Raw genomic sequence first — 15,079 nt, 5'->3', positions numbered from 1 at the left:
GCTCCCTCCCTCGATCGGTCCTGTCGACCTTAGATCCTGTCCCGTCGAACCGCGCGCAATCGGAACCCGGCAGCCCTCTCCTCGACGGTCGAGGATCGGAGTAGGGTCGGGCGCCATGGATGAGTTGCGCGTGGCCGCGATCGCCGGCATGGCCCCGCTGGAGGAACTCGACGTCGACCCCTTCGCCGTGGACACCCGCAGCCAGCACGCCATGTGCGCCCGCTGGGCCGCGGACCGCGGCTACGTCGTCGCACGGCACCTGCTGGTCTACGGCCTGCGCCACGACCACTGCGGGCTCTGGTCCGACGTCGACGCGGGACGGGTCGACCTGTTCGTCGCCGCCAACCAGCGGGTGCTGGCCCGGGCGCTGCGTTCCGTCGAGGACTTCACCGCGGAGTGCGAGCGGCGCGGGATCCGGCTGGAGACCGCCGAGCTGGAGGAGCCGACGTACACCTCCGCGATGAAGGCGGAAGTGCACCGCCGGCTGTCCATGCCGACCGCGGGCTACGACGGTACGTAACACGACCTGACCGGCGGTTTCCGTACGTGCGTGCGCCACCTGTGTCACCCGGCCGCGTTCGCGTCGCTGTGCGACGCTGGCAGTGAACCACGAACGGGGGTACGGAGTGTGGCGCGGACGGTGGCGCACGGCGGGCGGCGCACTGGTGAGGGTGATCCTCGTGTGGGCGGTGTCCACGCTCACCATGCTCGCCCTGGCCGGGATCCTGCCGGACTTCCGGCTCCAGTCCGACGACGGTGACAGTGTCACCCGCATCGCGCTGACGGCCGCCTGGGGCGCCGGCGCCTTCGGGCTGTTGAGCGCGCTGGTGTGGCCGCTGCTCGTCCGGGCGCTGCTGCTGGTGCCGGCCCTGCTGCTGGGGCTGCTCGTCTTCTTCCTCAACGGCTCGCTGCTGCTGATCGCGCTCAACCTGATCCCCGACGGACGCGGGGAGGTGGCGCCCGAGACCGCCGTGGTCGTCGCCGCGGTGATGTCCGCCGTGGCGTCCGCCACGTCCACGGCCCTGGCCGTCCGCGACGACGAGGCGTACCGCCGCCGGCTCTACCGGCTCGCCGACCGGCGCCGGCGCAGGCAGCTGCGCTCGGGCGCCCCCGGCGCGGGCGAGGCGCCCCCCGGGCTGGTCTTCCTCCAGCTCGACGGGGTCGGGTACGAGGTGCTGCGCCGGGCCGCGGGATCCGGGGCGATGCCCACCGTCGGCGACTGGCTGGAGCGCAGCCACCGCGTCATGTCCTGGCGCACGGACTGGTCCAGCCAGACGGGCGCCAGCCAGCTCGGCATCCTGCACGGCTCGAACTTCGACGTGCCCGCCTTCCGCTGGTACGAGAAGGAAACCGGCGAGATCGTGGTGTGCAACCGGCCCACCAGCGCCGCCGAACTCCAGCGCCGCGCCATCGAGCGGACCGGCGACGGGGGACTGCTCACCCTGGACGGGGCCAGCCGCGGCAACCTGTTCAGCGGCGGCGCCGACCAACTCGCCCTGGTGCTGTCGGTGTCCGCGCGGCGCGGGCGTGCCAACCGCTCCCGGGCGGGCTACTTCGCGTACTTCTCCGACCCGGCCAACGCCGTCCGCACCGCCCTCTCCTTCGTCGCCGAGGTGGGCCGGGAGATCGGTCAGTCGACCCGCGCCCGGATCCGGCACGAGGCGCCGCGCGTGGGCCGCGGCGGGCTCTACCCGATGATCCGGGCCTTCGCCACCGTCGTGGAGCGGGACGTGGTCGTCGCGGCGGTGATCGGGGACATGCTCGCCGGCCGTGCCTGCGTCTACGCGGACCTGGTGGCCTACGACGAGGTCGCACACCACTCCGGCCCGCACGGCCGGGACACCGACCGGGTGCTCTCCCGCCTCGACCGGAGCCTCGCGCTGATCGCCCGGGTCGCCGAGCACGCCCCCCGCGCCTACCGGATCGTGCTGCTCTCGGACCACGGACAGAGCCCGGGGGAGACCTTCCTGGGCCGCTACGGCCTCACCCTCAAGGACCTCGTCCGGGCGGGGTGCGGGCTCCCGGTCTCCCGCCGGGCCGGCGGCACCCGCAGCGGCGCCGAGGCGCGCGCGGCGGTCCGCGCGGCCCTGCACCGGCCGGTGGAGGAGGGCGAGGAGGCCGACCCGGCGGGCGGCTCCGACCCGGTGGTGCTGGCGTCCGGGAACCTCGGGCTGGTCTCCTTCCCGGACCTGCCCGGGCGGGCCGACCGGGCGTGGATCGAGCGGACCCACCCGGCGCTGCTGGCCACGCTGGCCAACCATCCGGGGGTCGGGTTCCTGCTGGTCGACGGGGAGGTGCTGGGCCCCGGCGGCGCGGTGGCCCGGCTGGACGAGCCGGGGGCGGCGGAGCGGCTGCTGGCGGACTTCGGGCCGGGCGCGGCCGACGCCGTCCGCCGGACGGACTCGTTCCCGCACGTGGCGGACATCATGGTCAACTCGGCGTTCGACCCGGCCGACGGGACCGTGCACGCCTTCGAGGAGCAGATCGGCTCGCACGGCGGCCTGGGCGGCGAGCAGGGGCACCCGTTCCTGATGTGGCCCACCGAACTGTCGGACCCGGGGGCCGCGCCGGTGGGCGCCGAGGCGGTGCACGGGGTGCTGCGCCGCTGGCTCCGCGAGGCGGACGGCCCGCAGGTCCCGCTGGGCACCCCGTCCGCGGCCGCCGCACCGCAGGATCACCGGCCGAAGCCCGGCGTCGGCGGAACCCTTCCTTCCGTGGAGGTGTCCGTACAGGACGAAACCCGCTGATTTGGTGCGTCCTTGGCGGTGCCCGACGATGTGTCGACCTGTCCAGCATGTGAAACACCAGAGGCGCACCACCCGTGAGCACCACCCCCCTCCCCGCCCCCGTCCCCACCGACGAACAGGCGAGCCCGCACGCCCGCCGCTTCGGCCTGCCGATCGCGACCTGCCTGGTCATGGGCAACATCATCGGAGGCGGGATCTTCCTCCTCCCCGCCGCGGTGGCCCCCTTCGGCACGATCAGCCTCGTCGCCTTCGCCGTGCTCACCGTCGGCGCGATCGCCCTCGCGCTCGTCTTCGGCCGGCTCGCCGAACGCAACCCGCAGACCGGTGGCCCGTACGTCTACGCCCGCGCGGCCTTCGGGGACTTCGCCGGCTTCCTCGCGGCCTGGAGCTACTGGATCACCACCTGGGTCTCCAACGCGGCCCTCGCGGTCGCCGCCGTCGGCTACCTCACGGTGCTCTTCCCCGCCGTGGGCGAGCACAAGTGGTCCATGTGCCTGGGCGCACTCGCCGTCCAGTGGCTGCCCGCGCTCGCCAACCTCGCGGGCACCCGCTACGTGGGAGCCGTCCAACTGGTCTCCACCGTACTGAAGTTCGCCCCGCTGCTCCTGGTGGCCGTCGGCGGGCTGTTCTTCTTCGACCCGGCCAACCTCGGCCCCTTCCAAGCCACCGACCAGAGCGCCGTCGGCGCGATCTCCGCCGCCGCCGCGATCCTGCTCTTCAGCTACCTCGGGGTCGAGTCGGCCGCCGTCAGCGCCGGCGAGGTCCGCGACCCGGCCCGCAACGTCGGCCGCGCCACCATCCTCGGCACCACCGGCGCCGCCACCGTGTACCTGCTCGGCACCCTGTCCGTCTTCGGCCTCGTCGCGCACGCCACGCTCGTCACCTCCGAGGCCCCGTTCAGCGACGCCGTCGACGCCATGTTCGGCGGAACCTGGGGCGGCACCCTCGTCGCCTGCGCCGCGGTGATCTCGATGGTCGGCGCCCTCAACGGCTGGACCCTGCTCAGCGCGCAGACCCCGTACGCAGCGGCCAAGGACGGGCTCTTCCCGAAGGTCTTCGAGACCAAGAGGCGCGGGGTCCCGATCGTCGGGGTCCTCGTCACCGTCGTCCTGGCCTCGGCCCTGACCGTCTACAACTACACCGCCGGCACCGAGGGCGTCTTCGAGATGCTGGTGCTGGTCACCACCTTCACGGCGACCGTCCCGTACCTGCTCTCCAGCGCCGCCCAGATCCACTTCCTGGTCTCCGGGCAGTCCGCGCGCGTCCACCGCGGCCGGCTGGTCCGTGACACCGTCCTGGCCTGCGCGGCCTTCGCCTTCTCGATGTGGCTCGTGGCCGGCTCCGGGTACGCGGCCGTGTACCAGGGCGTGCTGTTCCTCTTCGTGGGCGTGGTCGTCTACGCCGTGATGTCCGCCCGCAGGCACCGCGCCACGGCCACCTGACCGGCGGACGGGCCCGCGCGGGCCCGCCCACGCCCCGCGAACGCCACGGGGGCTCGGAGCGGTCTCACGACCGCTCCGAGCCCCCGTGTCCGCTTCTAGTCGAGGTAGTCGCGCAGCACCTGCGAACGCGACGGGTGACGCAGCTTCGACATCGTCTTCGACTCGATCTGACGGATGCGCTCACGGGTGACCCCGTACACGCGGCCGATCTCGTCCAGGGTCTTCGGCTGGCCGTCGTTGAGGCCGTACCGCATGGAGACCACGCCCGCCTCACGCTCGGAGAGCGTCCCCAGGATCGACTGGAGCTGCTCCTGGAGGAAGGTGAAGGACACCGCGTCCGCCGGCACGACCGCCTCGGAGTCCTCGATGAGGTCACCGAACTCGCTGTCGCCCTCCTCACCCAGGGGGGTGTGCAGGGAGATCGGCTCGCGGCCGTACTTCTGGACCTCGATGACCTTCTCGGGGGTCATGTCGAGTTCCTTGCCCAGCTCCTCCGGAGTGGGCTCCCGGCCGAGGTCCTGGAGCATCTGCCGCTGGACACGGGCCAGCTTGTTGATGATCTCGACCATGTGGACGGGGATGCGGATGGTGCGCGACTGGTCGGCCATGGCACGCGTGATCGCCTGCCGGATCCACCAGGTCGCGTACGTGGAGAACTTGAAGCCCTTGGTGTAGTCGAACTTCTCCACCGCGCGGATCAGACCGACGTTGCCCTCCTGGATCAGGTCCAGGAAGAGCATGCCGCGGCCCGTGTAGCGCTTGGCGAGGGAGACCACGAGACGGAGGTTGGCCTCCAGCAGGTGGTTCTTGGCCCGGCGACCGTCCTCGACGAGGATCTCCAGCTCACGCTTGAACGTGGGCTTGTGGTCCTCCTCCTCTTCGAGCTTGTACTCGGAGAAGAGACCCGCCTCGATGCGCTTGGCGAGCTCGACCTCCTGCTCGGCGTTGAGCAGCGGCACCTTGCCGATCAGCTTGAGGTAGTCCTTGACGGGGTCGGCGGTGGCACCGGCGACCATGACGGTCTGCGCCGGGGCGTCGTCCTCGTCGTCGTCGGACAGCACGAAGCCCTGGGTCCCGCCGACCTTCGGAGTCCCCTCCTCGGCCTCGTCGGCCAGGTCCTCGGCCGCCCAGTCCTCGCCCTCGGCCGCCGGGGTCTCGCCCTCGTCGCCGTCCTTGGCGCCCTTCTTCGTGGCGGCGGTCTTCTTGGTGGCCGTCGCCTTCTTCGCGGCGGTCTTCTTGACCGTCCGCTTCTTCGGCTCGGCGGCGGCCTCGGCCGCCACCTCCTCCTCGGTCCCGGAGGCCGACGGTGCGGATATCGCCGCGGCGGTGGCGGCGACCGCCGTCTTGCGCGCGCCGATGGGGCGCGGCGCGGCGGCCTTCTTGGTCACGGTGCGGGCCGGGGCGGCGGCAGCCTTGCGCGGCTTCTTCGCAGCGGCCTTGGTGGCGGGGGCGGCGCTGACGTGGAGGGCGACACCCTCCTCGTCCAGGACCTGGTTCAGGCTGCGCAGGACCCGCTTCCACTGGTCCACCGGGATGCGGCCGGCCTCGAAGGCCTGGCGCACGTCATCACCGTTGATGTGACCCTGCTCGCGGCCGCGCTCGACGAGCGCGACGAGGGCCTCCGATTCGGCGATCTCCGGAGGGAACGTACGGGACGGGCTGAGCGACACAAGGAGCCTCTCGTTGCGAACAGATAAGGGGTGAGCGGGACATCATCGCGCGACTTCGGGAAACAGACCCGAGGGGGGTCTGTATTCCGGGACCGCGCGAGGACACCTGTCGGTTCATCGCATGCCCGAGTCGATTCGTTACGCGCTGAATTGAGTGACCTGCGCCACGCTGTGGCGACGCAACCGATCCGACGTGGATCCGTCCGCCCTCCCGCGCCCTCCCGCTCAGCCCGTTTTGCGGGCCTCGACGAGGAAGCGGGCGGTGTGCGCGACGAACGGGCCTTCGCGTTCGATCCGCTCGTGGAGCTCGCGCAACCGGTCCCGGTAGTGCCCGACCGTGAAGCCCGGCACCATCCAGATCACCTTCCGTAGAAAGTAGATCACGGCTCCGATGTCGTTGAACTCCGTCCGCAGTCGCTCCGAGCGCAGATCGACGATTTCCAGGCCCGCCTTCCGGGCTTCGGCGACCGCGTCGTCGGGGTGCCGGCCACGCCTGACCTCCTCCGGCTGCGGGCCCAGGAAGTACTCCACCAGCTCGAAGACGCTGGCCGGACCGACCTGCTGCGAGAAGTACGTGCCGCCCGGCGTCAGCACGCGGGCGATCTCGTCCCACCACACGGTCACCGGGTGCCGGCTGCTGACCAGCTCGAAGGCCTCGTCCCCGAAGGGCAGCGGCGGCTCGTCGGAGTCGGCGACCACCACCGCGCCCAGCGGGTGCAGGAGCCGGGTCGCCTTGGCGACGTTCGGCGGCCAGGACTCGGTCGCCACCGTCAGCGGCGGCAGGGCGCCGGCCCCGGCGAGCACCTCGCCGCCACCGGTCTGGACGTCGAGGACGGAGGAGACCCGGGAGAGACGTTCGCCGAGGAGCTTCTGGTAGCCCCAGGAGGGGCGCTGTTCGGTGGCGCGGCCGTCGAGCCAGGAGAAGTCCCAGCCGTCCACGGAAACGGACTCCGCCTCGGCGACAAGATGGTCGAAAGTACGCGTCATCCCCCGATCGTCGCAGGCCGGGAGCCGGTCCTCCACCGGGTATCGCCGGCCCGCCGCGCGCGGGCGTCGACTAGAGTGGGCGCCGGGCCGTGACTGGCGTTCGGGTGGATCACCACCGGGGAGCGGCCCGGCGTACCGGTGGGTACGTCGACTGCCGCGCGCCTGGGCGAACCGCGATTCCGCAGCGACGCTCAGGAGACCCCATGACGACTGCCCAGACCGCTCAGACCGCCCGGCTCATGGACGGCACCGCCGTCGCCCGCCGCATCTCGGAGCAGACCGCCGCCCACGCCGCGAAGATCACCGAGCGCACCGGCACCGCCCCCTGTCTGGCGACCGTGCTGGTCGGCGAGGACCCCGCGTCCGTGACCTACGTACGGATGAAGCAGAACCGTTGCGCCAAGGCCGGGATCACCTCCCGCCACGTCGAGCTCCCCGCCGAGACCACCACGGCGGAACTGGTGGCCGCCCTCACCGCGCTCTCCGAGGACCCGGAGATCAGCGGCATCCTGCTCCAGCACCCGGTGCCGCACCACATCGACGAGCGGGCCGCCTTCGAGGCCATCGCCCCCGGCAAGGACGTCGACGGTGTGACGATGCACTCTTTCGCCGCCATGGGCTTCGGCCTGCCGGGCTTCGTCTCCTGCACCCCCGGCGGCATCATGCGCCTCCTGGAGGAGTACGACGTGGACCTGACCGGCAAGCACGCCGTGGTCGTCGGCCGCAGCGCGATCCTGGGCAAGCCCGCCGGGATGCTGCTGCTGGAGCGCAACGCCACGGTCACCTACTGTCACTCCCGCACGGTGGACCTGCCCTCGATCGTGCGCCAGGCCGACGTGCTGGTCGCCGCCGTCGGCAAGGCAGAGTTCATCCGCGGCGAGGACATCAAGCCGGGCGCCGTCGTCCTGGACGCCGGCTACAACGCGGGCAACGTCGGCGATGTCCACTTCGAGTCGGCCGCCGCCCGGGCCTCCCTGATCACCCCGGTGCCCGGCGGCGTCGGCCCGATGACCATCGCCGTGCTCCTGGAGCAGACCGTGCGGGCCGCCGCCGCGCAGGCCGGGCTCGACCTCGCGGAGCTCTGACCCCGGCTCCCGCCCGATCCCGTACGACGAACGCCCCGGCCCGCCCCGGTCCGGGGCGTCCCGTTTCCCCGGCGACCCGCGGCCCCCGCACACCCCGAGCGGCCGCTCCGAGACAGGTGTGCCCGCTTGAGGCGGAGGACCTGTCCGTACCGGCGGGCACCGCGACGGTCCGGGCGCGTCCCGGGCAGGGCCCTTACCCCCGGGGTAATCGACCCGGCCCCGGCCCGGCGGCACAGTGGGGGCATCGGGTTCCGGGGTCGCGCACTCGGCTCCGGGACCCGGTGCCCCACCACCCCGCGCGTCCGCTCCTCGACGGAGGTTGATCCGCCATGTCCGCAACCCTGCTCGGCAGCATCGCCCGCACCACCGGGCCCCAGGTCGTCCTGCGCCGGTCCCTCGCGCTCGACGCACTGGTCACCACCGGCAACGGGCTCGCCTACCTGGCCTTCTCCGAGCCGCTCGGCCGGCTCCTCGGCGTCGGCCCGACGACCCTGCTCGTCCTCGGCGCGCTCCTCGCCCTCTACGGGGCGGGCGTCGGATGGCTGGCCTCCCGCCGCCGGCCGCCGGTGCTCCCCGTCCGCCTCGTCATCGAGACCAACTGCCTCTGGGTGGCGCTGAGCCTGGCCGCCGCACTCCTCTGGTTCACCCCGACCGTCGCCGGCGCGGTGTGGATCCCGGCGCAGGCGCTCGTCGTCGCCGGGTTCGCGCTCGTCCAGTGGCTCGCGCTGCGCGGTACGCCCTCACGGGACCAGTGAGCGCAGGTACTTCACGGTCGCCGGGTCGGCCGGCAGCAGGGTCTCGATGGCCAGCTCGGCGACGGTCACGTCCATCGGCGTGTTGAAGGTGGAGATGGACGACACGAAGGACAGCGTCTGCCCGTCGTGTTCGATCCGCAGCGGCAGCGCGATGTTCGCGACCGCCTCCCGCGGCTCGCCGTGATCGGCCCGCTCCGCCACGGGGTAGGCCGCCACCTCCTCGTACAGCGCGCGCAGCGGCTCCGAGCGCGACAGGGCGATCTGCCGCTCCATCTGCTCCAACAGGTGACCGCGCCACTCCCGCAGATTGAGGATCCGCGCGGCCAGGCCCTGCGGATGCAGGGTCAGCCGCATCGCGTTCAGCGGCGGCGCGAGCAGGTGCTCGGGCACACCGTCCAGGAGCAGCGCGATGCCCCGGTTCGCGGCGATCACCTGGTACGTGGCGTCCACGACCAGCGCCGGATACGGCTCGTAGCCCGTCAGCAGCCGCTCCAGGGAGTCCCGCAGAACCTCCATCGACGGGTCGTCGAGCGGGGTGTGCGGGTAGCGGGGCGCGTAGCCGGCCGCCAGCAACAGGGCGTTGCGCTCCCGCACCGGGACGTCCAGGTGCTCCGCGAGCCGCAGCACCATCTCCTCGCTCGGCCGGGAACGGCCGGTCTCCACGAAGCTGATGTGCCGCGACGAGGAGTCGGCGCGGCCCGCCAGCTCCAACTGACTGATCCCGCGCCGCTCCCGCCAGGTGCGCAGCATCGCGCCCACACTCACCGTCGTCATGCCCCGACGGTAGCCCAGGGAGCCCGGCCCGCCGCGTGGGGCCGGGGCGCCGCGGCGACGGCGCGCGGACGCGCCGGCACGGACCGCCGCGCGAGACCTTCCCGCGGGCCCTCGCTGTGGGAACCTTGACCCCACGTCAGGCGATGGTGCCGACCGAGTCGTGAAGGAGTGTGCGGATGTCGGGCGAGCCGCTTTCCCAGAAGGAGATCGAGGACCGGTTGCGGGAACTCCCGGGCTGGGCCTTCGAGGACGACCGGATCCTGCGCACCTACCGGCTGGGCAGCCACTTCGCGGCGAGCGCCCTCGTCGCCCACATCGCTTCGGTGCAGGACGAGTTGAACCACCACTCGGACCTCACCCTGGGCTACGACACGGTCCGCGTGTCGGTGAACACGCACAGCGCGGGCGACGCCGTGACCGAGACCGACTTCGCCCTCGCGGAGCGACTGGAGGCCCTGGCGCCCGCTCACGGCGCGAACTGATGCCGATAGCGCGTTCCCTGCTCGACTACGACGCCGAGGCCGAGGCCTACGACGCCACCCGGGGCGGCGTCCCGCGCGCCGAGGCCGCGGCGGCGGCCGTCCTCGACCTCGTCCCGGCCCCCGCGCGCGGACCCGTCGTACCGCCTGGTGGCCTTCGTGCGCGACTGACGGCGGATCGGCGGCGGAGCGGGGACGGAGGGGCGCGGGCGGGCGGGGCGGGTCAGGCGGGTTCCAGGCGCCACCACTGGGACGGCGAGTCGGTGTCCTCGCACTGGCGGGCCTGTCCCTCCTCGTCGGCCTCCAGCGGCAGCCCGCTGATGACGGCGATCAGGGAGACCACGCCGGGATCGTCCAGGTGCTCCTCGACGATCCACTCCTGGGCGCCGAACGCGTTGGCCTTCCACACCTGGACCCGGGTCCCGCTGTCCACGGACGCGTTCGCGACGTCCAGCCGCTTGCCGTTGTGCACGCTCACCAGATGGAAGATCCCACCGCCGCCGTACACCGGCGAGATCTCCCACTGCCGTGCGGACGCGGGCGCGGGCGGGCCGTCCGGCCCCACCCGCACCCGGTTCCCGCTCTCCACCTGGAGCAGCAGACCGCTGCCCACGTTGCGGAGTCGGTAGACCCCGTCAGGAACGTTCACCCGCACACCCTCGGATCGCTCACATGTCGAAGACGGCCGGGTCGGGCCCGAGCCGCCGGCCCGCCGTGCCGGCGCCCAGGGCGTCCAGCGCGGCGATGTCGTCGGCGTCCAGTTCGAAGCCGAAGACATCCAGATTCTCGCGGATGCGCGCGGGGGTCACGGACTTGGGGATCACCACGTTGCCGAGCTGGAGGTGCCAGCGCAGCACCACCTGCGCGGCGGTGCGGCCGTGCTTGGCGGCGATCGCGGCGACGGCGGGAAGCGTGAGCAGCTCCTTGCCCTGGCCGAGCGGGGACCAGGCCTCGGTGGCGATCCCGAGGTCGGCGTGCAGGGCGCGCAGCGCGGTCTGCGGGAAGAGCGGGTGCAGCTCGATCTGGTTGACGGCCGGGACCAGATCGCTCACGGTCCGGATCCGCTCCAGGTCCTCGGGGCGGAAGTTCGACACGCCGACCGCCTTGGCGCGGCCGCTCGCGGCGATCTCCTCGAAGGTCTTCCAGGTGGTGAGGACGTCGTCCCGCATCGGGCGCGGCCAGTGGATCAGGTACAGGTCGACGTGGTCGAGGCCCAGCCGGGAGAGCGATTCGTCGAAGGCGCGCAGCACCTCGTCCCGGCCCCAGACGCGGTCCGGGCCGTTCCACAGCTTGGTGGTGACGAAGAGCTCCTCGCGCGGCACCCCGGCGCCCGCGATGGCCCGGCCGGTGCCCTCCTCGTTGCCGTAGATCGCCGCCGTGTCGATGCTGCGGTAGCCCGCCTCCAGGGCGGTGGTGACGGCCTGTTCCGCCTCGTCGTCCGGGACCTGCCAGACGCCGTAGCCGAGCTGGGGCATGAGGGTGCCGTTGTTGAGCTTGATGCCGGGGACCTGGTTCACGTCGGGTCGTCCTCGTCGTCGGGTACGGGTGATGATGCGGACACGGCGGTGCGCGCCGTGGCCTGCGAGGGGCCATAACCGGCCACTCGCGGCCCACATTCCCGCCAAAAGGGTGGTTATTCAGGAGGCGCCCAGATAGGCCTCCCGCACCCGCGGGTCCGCCCGCACCTCGGCCGCCGTCCCCTGGGCGAGCACGGCCCCGAGGTCCAGTACGACGACCCGCGCGCAGAGCTCCATCACGAAGGCCACGTTGTGCTCGACCAGCAGCACCGCGCACCCCTCCTCCTCGGCGAGCCGCCGGACGACCGCCGCGAGCCGCTCCCGTTCGGGCGCCGACAGCCCCGACGCGGGCTCGTCCAACAGCAGCACCCTCGGCCGGTCGGCCGCCGCGCGGGCCAGCTCCACCATCCGGGCCCGACCCGCGGGCAGCCCGCCCGCGTACACGTCCCCCAGCTCGCCGATCCCGCAGTCCTCCAGCACCCGCGCGGCCCGCTCGCGGCGCTCCCGCTCCCGGCGCCGGCGGGCCGGCGCGGCGACCAGGTCCGCGACCGGCCCGCCCCCGCCACCGCGCCACTCCTGGGCGACGAGCACGTTGTCGGCCACGCTGAGCTGCCCGAACAGCTGCTGCCGCTGGAAGGTCCGGCGCACCCCGTGCCGGGCCCGCCAGACCGGGGAGCGGCGGGTCACGTCCACCCCGTCGAGCAGCATCCGCCCCCGATCGGGGCGGCGGATCCCGGACAGCACGTCGAACAGCGTCGTCTTGCCGGCTCCGTTCGGGCCGATCAGACCGCACACCTCCCCGGCCCGTACCCCGAGGTCCACCCCGGTCAGCGCTTTGACCCCGCCGAAGCGCACACCGATCCCGACCGCCTCCAACACGTACGGCGCCGTCATCGGACCATCCCCAGATAGGCCTCGGTCAGCCGGTCGGTCTCCACCTCGGCGCGCGGGCCGCACCAGGACACCCGCCCCTGGGACAGGTAGGCGACCGTGTCCGCGATCCCGAGGATCTCGGCTGCCTTCTCCTCCACCAACAGCAGCGCGGTCCCGGCGGCCCGGAGCTCGACGAGCAGCTCGTACACCTCGTCCACCACGCGCGGCGCGAGTCCCAGCGAGGGCTCGTCGGCGATCAACACCCGCGGTGGGCGCTGCAACAGCGGAGCCAGCGCCAGCAACTGCTGCTCCCCGCCCGACAACGCGCCGGCGGGCACCCGGCGCCGCTCCCGCAGCCGGGGGAACCGCCCGAACACGGCGTCCCGCTCGGCCGGGTCCCGCAGGTGGAGCGCCAGGTTCTCCTCGACGTCGAGCGAGGGGAAGATCCCCCGACCCTCGGGAGCGAGCAGCACCCCGCCCCGCGAACGGCGCACGGCCCCCTCCCGCGTCACGTCCCGCCCGGCCACGAGGACACGGCCGTCACCGGCGCGCAGCAGGCCCGCGGCGACCCGGCACGCGGTGCTCTTCCCGGCCCCGTTGGGCCCGAGCAGGGCGAGGATCTCGCCCCGCCGCACCACGAGGTCCACGCCGTGCAACACCTCCCCGCCGTCGTACCCGGCCCGCACCGCCCGCAGCTCCAGCGCGACGGCGTGCCCCGCCCGTTCGGTCCCGTCGGCGTTCGAGGCGCGGTCCGGGGGCTGAGTCCCCGAAGCGGCCCGGGGCACGGGCACCACCCCGGCACCCGTCCCGGCTTCGGCGGTGCCTCCCGTACCGGTCGGGCCGGCGGCGCGCCGTCTGGCCAGCCGTACGGGCAGTGCGGCGCAGTAGCCGTCCGGGTCGTTGGCCAGCGCCAGACCCGCCAATCCGAACAGGATCACCGGCAGGTGCGGCGAGGCCGTCACGTAGTGCGCCATCACCTGCGGGGCGACCGCGAACACCAGCCCCGCCACCACCGCGTACTGCGGTCGCCGCACCCCCGCCGCCACCACCACGGCCAGCCACACCAACCCGGTCATCGCCGTGAAGTCCGTGGCCGTGATCCGGGTGTTGTACGAGGCGTACATGACACCCCCGAACCCCGCGAGCCCGGCCGACAGCGTGAACAGCAGCAGTTTGGTCCGCAGCACGGACACCCCGGAGGCCATCGCCGCCGCCGGGGCCGACCGCACGGCCAGCATCGCCCGACCCGAGGGGGAGTCGCGCAGCGCGCCCAGTGCGGCGGCCACGACGGCGACGAGCACCACGAGGGTCACCCCCATCGCCCGGTCGTCGGACAGGTCCACCGGGCCGACGACCGGCCGCGGGATCGACCAGCCGGAGTCCCCGTTGCGCAACCACCGCAACTGGAACAGCACCTGGTCGGCGAGGAACGCCAACGCCAGCGTCGCCAGGGCCAGGGACCGTCCCCCCAGCCGCAGCGCCGGCAGCGCGACCAGGGCGCCCAGGACGGCGGCCGCGCACGTGCCCACCGCCAACGCCGCCACGAACGGCCACCCCCGGCTCATCAACAGCCCGGCCACCAGGGCCGCCCCCGTCACGAACGTGGCCTGCGCCAACGACACCATCGCGCCGAGCCCGGTGACCACCGTGAAGGACATGAACACCAGGGCGATGGCCAACCCCTGGGCGAGGAGCCCGCTCCAGAACGGGGTCGTCACGGTGTAGAAGGCCACGCACAGCAGGCCCGCGCCCGCGGCCCACACCCCCCACCGCCGCAGCCAGGAGGCCCCGGCCAGATGGTCCACCGGCGGGGCGTCCGCAGCGATCGTTCCTGCGGTCCGCGCCCGCCGGGTCAGCACCAGCAGCCCGCCGAACAGGATCAGGAACGGCACGGCCGTCCGGAACCCGGTGATCCCCTCGGCGAAGGAGGCGTAGCCCGCGACCAGGTTCTGCAACACCCCCAGCCCCAGCCCGCCCGCGAACGCCAGGGGGACCGACGCGAACCGTCCGATCACGGCGGCCGTCGCCGACACGAACAGGAACAGGGTGAAGTCGTGCGCGGACAGGCCCAGGAGCGGGGTCGCCAGCACCCCGGCGAGCCCCGCCAGCCCGGAGGCGATCATCCAGGCGACCGAGGACAGTCGGTCGGCGCTGATCCCGCGCAGTTCGGTCAGCGAACGGTTGTCGACGGCGGCCCGCAGCGTCAGCCCCAGCCGGGTGTGTCGCATCAGCACCCACAGGGCCACCGCCACCACGGCCGTCACCACCCAGGTGATCAGCTGATCGGAGTCGATGCCGACGCCCTCGGCGAGTTGCCAGGACCGCGCGGGGCTCGGTCCCACCCCGGGGAGCCCGAACTGGTTATCGGCGGGCTTCACCGGCGCCCCGGCGTCGCCGAGCAGTTGCACCGCCCACAGTCCGGCCGCGGGCAGCGCCACCAGCAGTCCGATGGTCGCCACGATCTGTGCGGCCTCCCCGACCCGGGCGAGCCGCCGGAACATCAGCCGGTCCAGCCCCCACCCGATGCCGGGAGCCACGCCGAGCACCACCAGGAGCGCCGCGGGGACGGCCGGCCAGCCCAGCCCGGAGTGCAACTCGTAGAAGGTGAGGGCGCACAGGTAGGCGGTGGCCCCGTGCGCGAAGTTGAAGAGCCCGGACGCCGAGTAGGACAGCACCAGCCCGGTGGCCAGCAGCGCGTACAGGGCGCCGGAGACCAGGCCGCTCAGCACGAAGACGAGCAGATCACCCAT

General features: G+C 73.1%; 13 protein-coding genes and 1 riboswitch. Of the genes, 6 read left to right on the top strand and 7 right to left on the bottom strand.

Annotated elements, in window-relative coordinates; all coding sequences use genetic code 11:
• Positions 1-115 precede the first annotated feature (115 nt).
• The 3 genes from OG906_RS07835 to OG906_RS07825 all read left to right on the top strand — a co-directional run bounded on the left by OG906_RS07835 (position 116) and on the right by OG906_RS07825 (position 4,189).
• Complete coding sequence (locus tag OG906_RS07835) at positions 116-520, top strand: hypothetical protein (RefSeq protein WP_329441221.1); 405 nt, start codon at positions 116-118, stop codon at positions 518-520.
• Between the two features lie 106 nt (positions 521-626).
• Entirely contained in the window at positions 627-2,747 is a 2,121-nt protein-coding gene (locus OG906_RS07830) for a phage holin family protein (protein ID WP_329447963.1), read from the top strand.
• A 74-nt stretch (positions 2,748-2,821) separates the two neighbouring features.
• Positions 2,822-4,189 (top strand): amino acid permease, encoded by a 1,368-nt coding sequence (locus OG906_RS07825; RefSeq protein WP_329441220.1) that lies wholly within the window; start codon positions 2,822-2,824, stop codon positions 4,187-4,189.
• Positions 4,190-4,284: 95 nt separating this feature from the next.
• Here OG906_RS07825 and OG906_RS07820 read toward each other — a convergent pair whose 3' ends face one another.
• The gene (locus OG906_RS07820) at positions 4,285-5,859 is read right to left on the bottom strand and encodes an RNA polymerase sigma factor (RefSeq protein WP_329441218.1); all 1,575 of its coding nucleotides are present in this window, start codon (positions 5,857-5,859) and stop codon (positions 4,285-4,287) included.
• 225 nt (positions 5,860-6,084) lie between these two features.
• Positions 6,085-6,846: a methyltransferase domain-containing protein gene (locus tag OG906_RS07815; RefSeq protein WP_329441216.1), complete on the bottom strand. Its 762-nt coding sequence runs from the start codon at positions 6,844-6,846 to the stop codon at positions 6,085-6,087.
• A gap of 79 nt (positions 6,847-6,925) precedes the next feature.
• Positions 6,926-7,021, top strand: a riboswitch (ZMP/ZTP riboswitch).
• 28 nt (positions 7,022-7,049) lie between these two features.
• On the opposite strand from OG906_RS07815, the gene OG906_RS07810 reads away from it, so the two are divergent.
• Together OG906_RS07810 and OG906_RS07805 are read left to right on the top strand one after the other, a co-directional pair.
• The gene (locus OG906_RS07810) at positions 7,050-7,931 is read left to right on the top strand and encodes a bifunctional 5,10-methylenetetrahydrofolate dehydrogenase/5,10-methenyltetrahydrofolate cyclohydrolase (RefSeq protein ID WP_329441214.1); all 882 of its coding nucleotides are present in this window, start codon (positions 7,050-7,052) and stop codon (positions 7,929-7,931) included.
• 329 nt (positions 7,932-8,260) lie between these two features.
• On the top strand, positions 8,261-8,686 hold the full coding sequence (locus OG906_RS07805) for a hypothetical protein (RefSeq protein WP_329441213.1): 426 nt from the start codon (positions 8,261-8,263) through the stop codon (positions 8,684-8,686).
• Here OG906_RS07805 and OG906_RS07800 read toward each other — a convergent pair.
• Positions 8,672-9,460 (bottom strand): helix-turn-helix domain-containing protein, encoded by a 789-nt coding sequence (locus OG906_RS07800; RefSeq protein WP_329441211.1) that lies wholly within the window; start codon positions 9,458-9,460, stop codon positions 8,672-8,674. The two genes, OG906_RS07805 and OG906_RS07800, sit on opposite strands and share 15 nt — an antisense overlap.
• A gap of 176 nt (positions 9,461-9,636) precedes the next feature.
• Between OG906_RS07800 and OG906_RS07795 the strand changes: the two genes are divergently transcribed.
• Entirely contained in the window at positions 9,637-9,942 is a 306-nt protein-coding gene (locus OG906_RS07795) for a 4a-hydroxytetrahydrobiopterin dehydratase (RefSeq protein WP_053679997.1), read from the top strand.
• A 220-nt stretch (positions 9,943-10,162) separates the two neighbouring features.
• Here OG906_RS07795 and OG906_RS07785 read toward each other — a convergent pair whose 3' ends face one another.
• The 4 genes from OG906_RS07785 to OG906_RS07770 form a co-directional block, all read right to left on the bottom strand.
• Entirely contained in the window at positions 10,163-10,588 is a 426-nt protein-coding gene (locus tag OG906_RS07785) for an RICIN domain-containing protein (RefSeq protein ID WP_329441208.1), read from the bottom strand.
• 19 nt (positions 10,589-10,607) lie between these two features.
• The gene (locus OG906_RS07780) at positions 10,608-11,456 is read right to left on the bottom strand and encodes an aldo/keto reductase (RefSeq protein WP_324290493.1); all 849 of its coding nucleotides are present in this window, start codon (positions 11,454-11,456) and stop codon (positions 10,608-10,610) included.
• A gap of 120 nt (positions 11,457-11,576) precedes the next feature.
• Positions 11,577-12,350: an ABC transporter ATP-binding protein gene (locus tag OG906_RS07775; protein WP_329441205.1), complete on the bottom strand. Its 774-nt coding sequence runs from the start codon at positions 12,348-12,350 to the stop codon at positions 11,577-11,579.
• Positions 12,347-15,079 (bottom strand): ABC transporter permease subunit, encoded by a 2,733-nt coding sequence (locus tag OG906_RS07770; RefSeq protein ID WP_329441204.1) that lies wholly within the window; start codon positions 15,077-15,079, stop codon positions 12,347-12,349. Before OG906_RS07770 ends, OG906_RS07775 begins: the two co-directional genes overlap by 4 nt.

Origin of the sequence: Streptomyces sp. NBC_01426 (assembly GCF_036231985.1) — a bacterium.
Taxonomy (GTDB): Bacteria; Actinomycetota; Actinomycetes; order Streptomycetales; family Streptomycetaceae; genus Streptomyces.
The sequence above is the reverse complement of the archived record's forward strand: the minus strand, read 5'-3'. Positions and strand labels throughout refer to the sequence as shown.

Excerpts from the sequence above, each read along its gene's own strand:
- OG906_RS07835 (WP_329441221.1), top strand. The coding sequence starts at position 116 with ATGGATGAGTTGCGCGTGGCCGCGATCGCCGGCATGGCCCCGCTGGAG.
- OG906_RS07815 (WP_329441216.1), bottom strand. The coding sequence starts at position 6,846 with ATGACGCGTACTTTCGACCATCTTGTCGCCGAGGCGGAGTCCGTTTCC.
- OG906_RS07810 (WP_329441214.1), top strand. The coding sequence starts at position 7,050 with ATGACGACTGCCCAGACCGCTCAGACCGCCCGGCTCATGGACGGCACC.
- OG906_RS07805 (WP_329441213.1), top strand. The coding sequence starts at position 8,261 with ATGTCCGCAACCCTGCTCGGCAGCATCGCCCGCACCACCGGGCCCCAG.
- OG906_RS07800 (WP_329441211.1), bottom strand. The coding sequence starts at position 9,460 with ATGACGACGGTGAGTGTGGGCGCGATGCTGCGCACCTGGCGGGAGCGG.
- OG906_RS07795 (WP_053679997.1), top strand. The coding sequence starts at position 9,637 with ATGTCGGGCGAGCCGCTTTCCCAGAAGGAGATCGAGGACCGGTTGCGG.
- OG906_RS07775 (WP_329441205.1), bottom strand. The coding sequence starts at position 12,350 with ATGACGGCGCCGTACGTGTTGGAGGCGGTCGGGATCGGTGTGCGCTTC.
- OG906_RS07770 (WP_329441204.1), bottom strand. The coding sequence starts at position 15,079 with ATGGGTGATCTGCTCGTCTTCGTGCTGAGCGGCCTGGTCTCCGGCGCC.